We start from the raw sequence: 11,125 nt of genomic DNA, 5'->3' as shown, positions 1-11,125 counted from the left end.
GTCGAGGGGGGCGGGGGCGGGGAGATCGGTGGTGTCAGACAACGGGGCTCGCCTCCCGGGCCTTGGCGGCGGGCATGTCCAGCCGCCGGTAGAGGTAGTACGCGGCGCAGGCTCCCTCGCTGGAGACCATCGTGGCCCCCAGGGGCGTACGCGGTGTGCACAGGGTGCCGAAGGCCTCGCACTCGTGCGGCTTGAGCAGGCCCTGGAGGACCTCCCCGCTGCGGCACTCGGCGGGCTCGACCGTCCGGATCCCGCCGACCGCGAAGCGGTGCTCGGCGTCGTGGTCGCGGTACTTCGGCGCCAGCCGCCACCCGCTGTCGGGGATCACCCCGATCCCGCGCCAGGCCCGGTCGGTGACCTCGAAGACGTCCTCCAGCATGGCCCGGGCGGCCCGGTTGCCCTCCGGGCGGACGGCACGGGCGTAGGCGTTGTCGACGGTGTGCTCGCCGCGCTCCAGCTGGCGGACGGCACGGCGTACGCCTTCGAGGATGTCCAGCGGCTCGAAGCCCGTCACGACGATGGGGACGCGGAAACGGTCTGCGAGCTCCGGGTACTCCCCCACGCCCATCACACTGCAGACGTGCCCGGCCGCGAGGAAGCCCTGCACCCGGCAGCTCGGCGAGGACATGATCGCCTCGATGGCGGGAGGTACGCGGACGTGGGACACCAGCATGCTGAAGTTCCCGATGCCCAGCTTCCGGGCCTGATGGACCGTCATGGCGTTGGGTGGCGCGGTCGTCTCGAAGCCGATGCCGAAGAACACCACCTCGCGGTCCGGGTTCCGCTGCGCGATCCGCAGCGCGTCGAGCGGCGAGTACACGACCCGTACGTCGCCGCCCTCCCCCCGGACCTGGAACAGGTCCCGGCCGGTGCCCGGCACCCGGAGCATGTCACCGAAGGAACAGAAGATCACCTCCGGCCGTGAGGCGATCTCCAGCGCCTTGTCGATGACCTCCAGCGGGGTCACGCACACGGGACAGCCGGGTCCGTGAATCAACTCGACCTCGTCGGGGAGGAGTTGGTCGATCCCGTGCCGGATGATGCTGTGCGTCTGACCTCCGCACACCTCCATCAGGGCCCACGGCCTGGTCACCGTGGCGTGGATGTCGTCGAGGAGCCGGCGTGCCAGCTCCGGGTCCTGGAACTCGTCGATGTACTTCACCGGTCGCGCACCTCTTCCGCCGCCACCTCTGCCACCGGCACCGCTCCCGTCGGGTCCACGCCCGCCTCCTCCGCCGCCATCTCCCAGGCGTCACCGAACTCCTCCTGCAACATGCCGAGTTCGGCGAAGAGTTCGAGTGTCTGCCGGGCCGACTCCTCGTCCAGCCGTTGCAGGGCGAACCCGACGTGGACGATGGCGTACTCACCGACCCGCAGGTCGGGCAGATACTCCAGGCACACCTCCTTGACCACTCCGCCGAAGTCGACGGAGGCCATCCGGGTGCCGTCCCGTTCCTCGATGTCCAGCACTCTGCCGGGTACCGCCAGGCACATGAGCCTCTCCTCGCTGTGGGTCGCGTGTGCTTCAGTCGGTGGGGGTGGGAGCGGTCCGGGCGGCCACCATCAGCTGGCCCAGCGCCAGACCGCCGTCGCCCGGCGGCACCAGGCGGTGCCGCAGGACCGTGAAGCCGTCGCCGCGCAGGGCGGAGGCGCAGGCCGACGAGAGCAGCGTGTTGGCGAACACGCCTCCGGTGAGGGCGACCGTGTCCAGCCGGTGCCGCTCTCGCGCCCGCAGGCACATGCCGTGCACCAGAGCGGCCACGCCCCGGTGGAAGCGTGCCGCGATCAGGGCCGGTTCGACGCCCGCGCGCAGGTCGTCGACGATCGCCCCGAGCACGGGCGCCGGGTCGGCCCGTACGGCGCCGTCCCCGCCGTTCTCCGGGTCGTGGAGGGCGAAGGCGTACGCCGTGGTGTCCTCGGCCGGCGCGAGCAGGGCGGCGGCCTCCCACTCGACGGCGGCCTGCGCCTCGTAACCGGCCCGGTGGCAGACCCCGGCGAGGGAGGACACGGCGTCGAAGAGCCGGCCCATGCTGGACGTGGGGACGCAGTTGAGGGAGCGCTCCAACTGCTTCTCCAGCACGGGTAGTTCGTCGGCCGGGCAGGCCACCGTGCAGGCTAGGTCGTCGGCCCAGCCGATCCCGGCCGCCCTCAGGTGGGCCAGCGCCATGCGGTACGGCCGCCGTACGGCCGCGTCGCCGCCGGGCAGCGGGACGTGGGCGAGGTGCCCGAACCGGGTGAAGCGGTCGTAGTCGGCGAGCAGGAACTCACCGCCCCACACGGCGCCGTCGTCGCCGTGGCCCGTGCCGTCGAAGGCGACGCCGATGACCGGCCGGGTGCCGTCGAGCCCGTGCTCGGCCATCGCGGCGGCGATATGCGCGTGATGGTGCTGGACGCGTACGACGGGCCGGTGAGCCGCGTTCCGTTCGGCCCAGCGGGCGGAGCGGTAGCCGGGATGCCGGTCGGACGCCAGTGTCTCGGGCCGCACCCCTGTGACGGACTCCAGCTGTGCCGTCGCGCGCTCGAAGGCCCGCTGGGTGGCGAGGTCGTCCATGTCGCCGATGTGCGCGGACAGCCAGGCGTGGCGGTCGGATCCCAGGCAGAAGGTGTTCTTCAGGTCGCCGCCGACGGCGAGAGCCGGCCGCACGGGCAGCGGGAGGGTGAGCGGCAACGGCGCGTAGCCGCGAGAGCGGCGGAGCACGAGCGGCTCGCCGTCGCAGACCCGGACCACGGAGTCGTCGCACGGGACATGGATCGGCCGGTCGTGGGTGAGCCAGGCGTCGGCCAGGTGCGCGAGCCGCTCCAGTGCCTCGGTGTCGTCCGTGACGATCGGTTCCCCGGACACGTTGCCGCTGGTCATGACGAGCAGCCAAGGGCCGGCCGCGTCGCCGGGCAGGCCGAGCAGCAGATGGTGCAGGGGTGTGTACGGCAGCATCACGCCGAGATCGGGGCTGCCGGGCGCGACGGCCTCGACGGGCCGCACGTCGTCGAGGGCGTACGACGCCCGCGGTCGCCGTCTCATCAGGACGACCGGTCTGGCCCGGCTTTCGAGCAGGTTCTGCTCCTCGGGGCCGACCCGCACGAGGTGCCGGATGTCGTCGGTCGCCCTGGTCATGACGGCGAACGGCTTGTCCCCGCGCGCCTTGCGGCGTCGCAGCAGGTCGACGGCCGCCGGGTTCGTGGCGTCGCAGGCCAGGTGGTAGCCGCCCAGGCCCTTGACGGCGAGGATCGCGCCCCGAGCCAGCAGGGTGCGGGCCTCGACGACCGGGTCCTCCCCGTCGGCGCTCCGCGGTCCACCCTCGTCGGCGACGAGCAGCCGCAGCCGGGGGCCGCAGGCCGGGCAGGCGACCGGTTGTGCGTGGAAGCGCCGGTCGGCCGGGTCCCCGTACTCGCGTGCGCAGTCGGGGCACATCGCGAAGCCGGCCATGGTGGTGTGGGCCCGGTCGTAGGGCACGCCGGTGACGATCGTGAAACGCGGGCCGCAGTGGGTGCAGTTGACGAACGGGTGGCGGTACCGGCGGTCCGTGGGGTCGGCCAGTTCGGCGAGGCAGTCTGCGCAGGTGGCGGAGTCCGGGGAGACCAGGGTGCGGGCCGGTCCGCCGGAGTGGGAGGCGAGGATGGTGAACGTCGTGCCGCCGACCGGGGGCAACTCCTGGTGTCCGACGGAGTCGACTCGCGCCAGTGGGGGCGCCTCGGCGGCGAGCCGGTCGCAGAACCGGGCCACGGCCGAGGCGGTGCCCTCGACCTCCACGACCACGCCCTCCGGAGTGTTGGTCACGTGTCCGGCCAGAGCGAGTTCGGTGGCGAGGCCGTACAGGTAGGGCCGGAAACCCACGCCCTGCACGACTCCCCGGACGGTGACGCGGCGGCGCAGCCGGGCGTCCTCGGTGACGGCGGCAGGGGCCTGCGGAGCGCTCACGACTGCGGATGGGCCATGGCTTCGGGGGCCTCCGGGTGCGTGGGTGTGGGGCCATGGGCGTGGCCGTGGGTGTCGTGGCCGTACCCATGACCATGGGTGTGGCCGTGGGTGTGACCGTGGCCGTGGTGGTGGGGCTGCCGGGCCATGACCGGCGTGTGGGCGGGTGAGCCGTCCGCGGTGGCGAGCGCCCGGTCGAGCAACGCGCCCACTCCCCACCCCCGGCGTGCCGAGGTCAGGATCACCTCGACGCCGGGGTTGACCTGTTCGAGGTTCTTGCGGAACGCGACCTCGTTGAACTCGACGGCCTCCGCGAGGTCCGTCTTGGTGACCACGACCAGCTGGGCGAGCCCGAAGGCGGTGGGGTACTTGAGCGGCTTGTCCTCGCCCTCCGTCACGGCGGCGAGAGCGACCCGCAGTGTCTCCCCCAGGTCGTAGGAGGCGGGGCAGACGAGGTTGCCGACGTTCTCCACGAACAGCAGCCGGACGTCGTCGGGCAGCCAGCCGTCCAGGTGCCCGGCGAGCATGCCCGCCTCCAGATGGCACAGTCCGTCGGTGAGCACCTGCTTGACCGGGACACCCGAACGCGCCAGGCGGATCGCGTCGTTCTCGGTGGCGAGATCGGCACTCAGCGCCGCCACGGGAACGGACCGTTCGCGTGCCCGCAGCAGTTCCTGCTCCAGCAGCGCGGTCTTCCCGCTGCCCGGGCTGGACAGCAGGTTGACGACCGCGGTGCCCCGGGCCGTGAGGGCGGCGCGCAGTTCGTGGGCGCTCGCGTCGTTCTTCGCGAGTACGGCCTGACGCAGGTCGGCGACACGGCACATGGTTCAGCTCTCCTCGGAGATCGGTTCGCGGGTGGACGGACGCGCGGGGCCGCCGTCCTCCCAGCGCACGTCGGCGATCTGCAGCTCGCGGCCCGCCAGCAGATCGGTTCGCGTGGCACCGCACGCGGGGCAGGTGAGCCGGGGCGGCATGCCGACGGCCCACTCGTGTGCGCAGGGGGTGCAGCGGGCCCGCCCCGGCACCGTCTCGGTGACCAGTTCCGCGCCCTCCAACAGGGTTCCGGCGCAGGCCAGTTCGAAGCAGAAGGCGAGCGCGTCGGGTACGACGCCGGCCAGTTCACCCACCTGAAGCCGTACCGAACGGACCGCCGTGACGTCTCCGGCGCGGTCGGCGGCCTCCGCGACCTGGTCGACGACGGCCAGCGCGACGGACATCTCGTGCATGGGTCTGTGGTCCTTCCGCCGCCCTCCGTGTGCCGGGGTTCATTACAGGCGGGCGCGTCCGGGTCCCCCGGCCCGGCGCGCCGTCACGGCGCGCCGGGTACGCCGTTCGACGCAACCGGCGACCGCGCGGCTCGCCGGCCCGGCGCCCGGACTTCACATCCGTCGAATGCGCAGGTAGCGCCTGATGTCCGGCAGGACCCCGGCGGCGACGGCGACCAGGGCGGCCGTGGCCGCTCCTCCGATGACGATCTTCTTCATCCCGTCTCTCCTCATGTCGAGGCCTCAGCGGTTGAGGCCTGCGCCACGGACGGCTCGCCGTTCCGCAGCAGCTCTTCGATCAGCCGGACGGCCTCCGGCACGGCGGCGGACACCGGTGTGCTCAGGCCGATGCGCTCGTCCACCGAGTCCGGTTCGCATCCGACGACCAGGACGCGGCGGGGTGGCTCGCCGCCGGTTCCCGCGCAGAGGGTGTGCAGCAGCGCCAGGACGGTGTCGGGGGTCATCCGGTGCCCGTCGAGGGCGGGGGCGCCCGGCGACGCGTTCGGGGCCGCGTCGTCGGGCTCGATCACGTACAGCGTGCCGGGGGCCTCGCCGCGTGCCGTGGCGTCGACGAGGACGAGGGTGTCGTAGCCGTCCAGGAGCTGGTAGGCGAGGTGCACCCCCCGCACGCCGATGTCCACGACCTCGATGTGGCCGGGCAGGGCGCGCTCGGCCAGGCGGCGCGCGGTCTCCACACCGAAGCCGTCGTCGCCGAGGAAGATGTTGCCGATGCCGGCGACCAGGGTTCTGGGCTCCGACGGCGGGGACGGGCTCATGCGCCGTCCTCCAGCGGGGTGACCTCGTCGGGCTGGAAGTAGAGGTAGCGCCCCTGCTCGCGGCGGATGTCGGCGCCCGGGTCGCCCTCGACCGTTACCGCGAGGTGCACCCCGCCGTCGACGTCGTGGAGCACCGCCTCGACCACGGCCGTGCGGCCGCGCAGGAAGATGTCCTGTGCGTCGGTGCGGCGCAGGCCCGGGTGCAGTTCGACACGGCTGCCCTTGCCCACCGACCTGCCGTCGACGACCACACGGTCCCGCGTCGGGTCGAAGCCCGCGTCGCTCGCGGGGTCCCACCAGGGTGTGTCCGGCCGCTGGACCCCGTACTCGTCGGGGAAACCGCCGCCCTGGGCGGTGAAGTCAGGGCTCGGGGCGGCGAGGTCGGAGCCGGGGTCGGGGCCGGTGACCTCGCGGAGGCTCCGTACCGCGCCGTGCAGCCGTTCCAGGACCTCGGCCGGCATCGAGTCGGCCAACTCGATGACGGCGGCGGCCCGTTCGTCGGTGCCCCGGGCCTCGCGCTTCTCCTCGTCGGTGAGGGCCGCCGTGCGCAGTGCGAGGATCTCGTCGATCTCGGTGGCGTCGTAGAGCGCGCCGGGGCTCTCCGGTGCGATGGCCGGATGGTCCTCCAGGATGATCGGCGAGGACAGCACGAGGTCGGCGCGGCCGGGTTCCCCGGCGAGTACGGGCCAGGTGTGCAGGTTGCGGCAGGCGGCGACCGCGCCCCTGGCCCACTCGGGGGGATCGGTCATCGACAGGAACGACCCGGCGCTGAGGGCCATGAGCAGGTGGGTGGCCACCAGTGAGTGCGGCAGCGCCGCGTCCCGGTCGGCGCCGCGTCCCTCGGGCGGTGTCCAGCCGTTGGTGTTCTCGACGACGGCGGTCAGGCGCAACGTCCGGTAGGGGCCGTCGAGTTCGCGGGCGGACAGCCGCACCGTGCCGTTGATCTCCTCGCGGCGCCGGAGCAGCCGGCCGACGGTGCGGCCCGCCGCGTCCAGGACGGGCGCGGTGTCTTCCCGGGCCGGACGGTGGAAGGGGTGGGTGACGCCGTCGCCGAGGAGTAGGTCCACCGGTGCGATCACCTCGACGCGTTCCTCGACGCCCTCGTCCCAGGGCACCAGCACCCGGTCGTCGAGGTCGAGTTCGGGGACCGTGTCGAAGCCCCCGTCCGGGCGGGTCCGCTGCACCGTGCGCCGCCGGGCGTGCAGGAAGCGCACCTCGACCGAGAGGGTCGCGCCCGCCTTCGGCTCCATCAGGCACTCGGTGTGCTGGAAGTCGTGCTCCTCGCATTCGGCGCCCCAGGCGGGCGGCACGAGCACCCCGAACTGCCAGCGCAGCCGGTTCTTGGCCGCCGAGGCGCGGTAGGGGTAGAGCACATAGCCCTCGAAGAGGACGGCGTCGGCCACCTGCCGGGCGAGGGCGAACCGTTCCTCGGTCTCGGCGGCGAACGCGGTGAGCGTCACGGGTCTGTCCTTCCGGTGGTGCCGGTGAGCGTGCGGAACGGGTCCCTCGCGGGCACGGCCGTGGCGCGGCTCTCGTCGAGCAGGGCCTCGAGGGTCGCCTCCCACGAGGACAGCGCGTGCCGGGAGCGGTACGCGAGGAGGGCGTCCATGGTGTCGCGGGGCAGCCGGATCCAGCCGCAGCCGGGGAAGTGCTGCTCGACCATCTCCCGCCAGGTGGCGACCGGCATGCGGAAGGGTGCCTCGCGGTCCCACGGGACGGGCTCGACCCGGAAACCGCCGGTGCCGGTGAACGCCGTACCGGAGAACAGCATCAGCAGCGGGACCTCGCCGTCGGTGAGGGCGGTGAGGTAGCGGGTGGCGGCGATGTCCATGTCGTAGGTGCAGGGGACCACGAGGTCGACGTCTGTCTCCCCCGTGAAGCTGGGCACCATGAGCGCGACCTGGGCGAACTGCACCGGCTGGAGAGAGCTGCCCCAGCGCGAGCGCTCGCCGAAGAGGTCGGTCAGCCCGTCGGCCTCGGCGGGCTCGTACGTCCGGCGGGCCGGTTCGATGCGGATCTGGCAGCGCAGCGCGACGGCGTGCACGTGCGCGTTGTCGGCGGCGGTGACGCGCAGCCGGAAGACGAGCGTGGGTCCGGCGGCGTAGCGGTCGGCGCGGACGCCGGTGCAGGCGAAGGAGAACTCCGTCATGGGCGCACCGCCTCGTCCACGGGCCGGGCGCGTCGTGCGACGTCCGCGAAGAAGGCGTCCAGGGCGGCGCGGGCCTCGGCGCCGCCGTCGAAGCCCTGCCACAGCAGGCGCATGCGGCCGACGAGTTCGTAGCAGATGTCGATCGGGACGAGGTGGCACGCGCAGCGGCCGTCGGTGCGGCGCAGCAGCAGTGCCTCCACGTCGGGTTCGAGGAGGTCGGCGAGGCGGCTGCCCGCGAGGGCCTCCGCCCAGGTGGCCGGGTCGAGTTCGCTCTCGGTGGCTCCGGCCGGGCTCGGGTACAGGGCGACCAGCCGGTCGAGCGCGGCGTTGCGGAAGAGGAAGGCGACGCCGACCGGGATCTGCAGCGCCTCCCAGGCGCTGTCGTCCAGGTGATGCTCGGGGTCGGTGAGGTAGCGGGCCGGGACCGCGCGGAAGCGGCCCGCGGCGGCGCCCGGTTGTTCCATCAGCAGCGCGCAGGCGCCGCAGGCGCAGACGAGGGCGCGTTTGTCGGTGTCGACCAGGTGGCGGTGGTCCTCGGGCACCACCGCCGCGCACAGTTCACAGCGCTCCTGCCGCGGTGGACGCTCGGCGAGGAACCGCCGCAGGCCCGCGCCGGGCCCCGTGGTCCGCGCGGTCGTCGCAGTCATCGGGCCCCCGCCGGTGCCGAGCCGATCTGCAGGAGCGGGGGTTCCGCGGGGGCGGTCTCGACGTGGACGGCCCTGACCTCGGGCGCGAAGCAGGCCAGTGCCGCTTCCGCCGCCTGCCGGGCGTCCGCGCCGGACCCGCACCCGCCGGACGCCCGGGCACGCACCCTCAGCGTGCCGCTCGCCTCGTCGAGATCCATGACGTCCAGGGCGTGCTCCCGGACGGTGTCGAGGGCGCGGGCGATACGGGTGTCGCGGTCCTCGGGGTGCAGGTCGTGCAGGACGAGGAGGCTCGCGACGAGTTCGTCGCCGAGCAGCCGCGCCGACGGATCGCCGGGCGCGGAGGACAGCAGGTGGAGGATGCGGGCCAGGCCGGCGCCGTAGTGGTCCATGAGGGAACGGACGAGTTCCTCGGCCGCGGCGGTGACGGCCGGGTCGCCGCTCGCAGCCAGGCGGTCGAGCACTTCCTCGACCCTGCGTCCGGTCTGCTCCGCGTTCACCGGCGCCGTCGCCGTCGGCGCGCTCATCCGCCCAGTCCGCTCAGGCCGGTGGGCACGTGCATCGACTTCACGGTCTTGCCTCCGCCGACGTACATGTGGACGCCGCAGGGCAGACAGGGGTCGAAGCTGCGGACGGCGCGCATGATGTCGATGCCCTTGAAGTTCTCCGGGGTGTTCTCCTCGAAGATGGGCGTGTTCTGCACGGCGTCCTCGTACGGGCCGGGTGTGCCGAAGGTGTCCCTGGTGCTGGCGTTCCAGGGCGTCGGCGGATACGGGTGGTAGTTGGCGATCTTGCCGTCGCGGATCACCATGTGGTGGGAGAGGACGCCGCGGACGGCCTCGGTGAAGCCGACGCCGATGCCCTGGTCCGGGACCTCGAACTTCTCCCAGGTCTGGGTGCGTCCGGCGCGGACCTCCGCGAGGCCCTTCTCGGCGCAGTGCAGGGCGACGGCGGCGGCGTACGCCTGGAAGTAGGTGCGGGCGCGGTTGCGTTCGAGCGCGTTGGACCACTGCGGGATCTTCCACTCGAAGGTGGTCTCCGGCTTGGTCATGGTGCGGGGCAGGTTGATGACGACGCTGTGGCCGGTGGCCTTGATGTAGCCGATGTCGACGAGGCCGGACAGGGCGGTGGACCACAGGCGGGCGATGGGGCCGCCGCCGGTGTCCAGGGCGAGGTGGTCCTTGCCGTCGAACCAGCGCGGGGACATGACCCAGCTGTACTTGTCGTCGAAGTTCCGCTTCTGCGGGGCCGGGATGGTGTGCTGGTTCCACGGGTGGCGCGGGTCCACCGGGTTGCCGAGCGGGTCGTGGGTCACGAACTGCTCCTGGCCCTGCCAGTCCTCGTAGTAGGAGCTGCCGAGCAGGATGCGGATGCCGAGGTTGATCTCGGTGAGGTCGTTGGTGACGAGTTTGCCGTCCACGACGATGCCGGGGGTGACGAACATCTTCCGTCCCCAGTCGGACATGTTGGCGTAGGTGAAGTCGCAGTACTCGGGGTCGTTGAGCGCGCCCCAGCAGCCGAGCATGACGCGGCGGCGGCCGACCTCCTCGTAGCCGGGCAGGGCCTCGTAGAAGAAGTCGAACAGGTCGTCGTGCAGGGGCACGACGCGCTTCATGAACTCGACGTACCGCATGAGGCGGCTCATGTAGTCCGTGAAGAGCTGCACGGAGGCGATGGTGCCGACGCCGCCCGGGTAGAGCGTGGAAGGGTGCACATGGCGGCCTTCCATCAGGCAGAACATCTCGCGCGTGTAGCGGCTCACCTGGAGCGCCTCGCGGTAGAACTCGCCCTCCAGGGGGTTGAGCGAGCGCATGATGTCGGCGATGGTGCGGTAGCCGTGCTCGGCGGCGTGCGGGGCCTCGGTGCGTTCGGCGAGTTCGAGGACGCCGGGGTTGGTCTCCTTGACCATCTTTTCGCAGTAGTCGACCCCGACCAGGTTCTCCTGGAAGATGTTGTGGTCGAACATGTACTCCGCCGACTCACCGAGGTTGATGATCCACTCGCCGAGGTGCGGGGGCTTCACGCCGTACGCCATGTTCTGCGCGTACACCGAGCAGGTGGCGTGGTTGTCGCCGCAGATGCCGCAGATGCGGCTGGTGATGAAGTGGGCGTCGCGGGGGTCCTTGCCGCGCATGAAGACGCTGTAGCCCCGGAAGACCGACGAGGTGCTGTAGCACTCGGCGACCCGCTTCTGCTTGAAGTCGATCTTCGTGTGGATGCCCAGGGAGCCCACGATCCGGGTGATCGGGTCCCAGGCCATCTCCACCAGGCCGTTGCCGTCGCCGGCCGTCTTCGTCTTGGGTGCCATCTGGGTGCGTGCCCTTCGTTGCGTCATTGCGCGGGAGGTTGGGGGGAGGAAGGTGAGGGGGTGCTTCGAC

12 protein-coding genes are annotated in these 11,125 nt (G+C 72.3%); all 12 read right to left on the bottom strand.

Annotated features, from left to right (window positions below):
* Positions 1–34: 34 nt before the first annotated feature.
* Positions 35–1,162 (bottom strand): hydrogenase formation protein HypD, encoded by a 1,128-nt coding sequence (hypD, locus tag P1P70_RS14380; RefSeq protein ID WP_319237234.1) that lies wholly within the window; start codon positions 1,160–1,162, stop codon positions 35–37.
* Positions 1,159–1,494 (bottom strand): HypC/HybG/HupF family hydrogenase formation chaperone, encoded by a 336-nt coding sequence (locus P1P70_RS14375; protein ID WP_319237233.1) that lies wholly within the window; start codon positions 1,492–1,494, stop codon positions 1,159–1,161. Before P1P70_RS14375 ends, hypD begins: the two co-directional genes overlap by 4 nt.
* A gap of 31 nt (positions 1,495–1,525) precedes the next feature.
* Positions 1,526–3,916: a carbamoyltransferase HypF gene (gene hypF, locus P1P70_RS14370; RefSeq protein WP_319237232.1), complete on the bottom strand. Its 2,391-nt coding sequence runs from the start codon at positions 3,914–3,916 to the stop codon at positions 1,526–1,528.
* Entirely contained in the window at positions 3,913–4,737 is an 825-nt protein-coding gene (hypB, locus tag P1P70_RS14365) for a hydrogenase nickel incorporation protein HypB (RefSeq protein WP_319237231.1), read from the bottom strand. Before hypB ends, hypF begins: the two co-directional genes overlap by 4 nt.
* Before the next feature lie 3 nt (positions 4,738–4,740).
* On the bottom strand, positions 4,741–5,139 hold the full coding sequence (hypA, locus tag P1P70_RS14360; RefSeq protein WP_319237230.1) for a hydrogenase maturation nickel metallochaperone HypA: 399 nt from the start codon (positions 5,137–5,139) through the stop codon (positions 4,741–4,743).
* A gap of 153 nt (positions 5,140–5,292) precedes the next feature.
* Positions 5,293–5,397, bottom strand: coding sequence for a DUF6893 family small protein (locus tag P1P70_RS45775; RefSeq protein WP_413471468.1), 105 nt, complete (start codon positions 5,395–5,397; stop codon positions 5,293–5,295).
* 11 nt (positions 5,398–5,408) lie between these two features.
* Positions 5,409–5,954 carry a hydrogenase maturation protease gene (locus P1P70_RS14355; protein ID WP_319237229.1) on the bottom strand — a complete coding sequence of 182 codons (546 nt, stop codon included), beginning with the start codon at positions 5,952–5,954 and terminating at the stop codon, positions 5,409–5,411.
* Complete coding sequence (locus P1P70_RS14350) at positions 5,951–7,414, bottom strand: hypothetical protein (protein ID WP_319237228.1); 1,464 nt, start codon at positions 7,412–7,414, stop codon at positions 5,951–5,953. The genes P1P70_RS14355 and P1P70_RS14350 overlap by 4 nt, the downstream gene beginning before the upstream one ends.
* Positions 7,411–8,103, bottom strand: coding sequence for a DUF6084 family protein (locus P1P70_RS14345; protein ID WP_319237227.1), 693 nt, complete (start codon positions 8,101–8,103; stop codon positions 7,411–7,413). The genes P1P70_RS14350 and P1P70_RS14345 overlap by 4 nt, the downstream gene beginning before the upstream one ends.
* Entirely contained in the window at positions 8,100–8,750 is a 651-nt protein-coding gene (locus tag P1P70_RS14340; RefSeq protein ID WP_319237226.1) for a DUF5947 family protein, read from the bottom strand. Before P1P70_RS14340 ends, P1P70_RS14345 begins: the two co-directional genes overlap by 4 nt.
* On the bottom strand, positions 8,747–9,274 hold the full coding sequence (locus P1P70_RS14335; protein ID WP_319237225.1) for a hypothetical protein: 528 nt from the start codon (positions 9,272–9,274) through the stop codon (positions 8,747–8,749). The genes P1P70_RS14340 and P1P70_RS14335 overlap by 4 nt, the downstream gene beginning before the upstream one ends.
* Positions 9,271–11,055 carry a nickel-dependent hydrogenase large subunit gene (locus P1P70_RS14330; RefSeq protein WP_319237224.1) on the bottom strand — a complete coding sequence of 595 codons (1,785 nt, stop codon included), beginning with the start codon at positions 11,053–11,055 and terminating at the stop codon, positions 9,271–9,273. Before P1P70_RS14330 ends, P1P70_RS14335 begins: the two co-directional genes overlap by 4 nt.
* Positions 11,056–11,125 lie beyond the last annotated feature (70 nt).

Source organism: Streptomyces sp. MB09-02B (genome assembly GCF_033794485.1).
Classification (GTDB): Bacteria; Actinomycetota; Actinomycetes; order Streptomycetales; family Streptomycetaceae; genus Streptomyces.
Note: the sequence above shows the minus strand (reverse complement) of the source record. Positions and strands in the feature narration are given on the sequence as shown.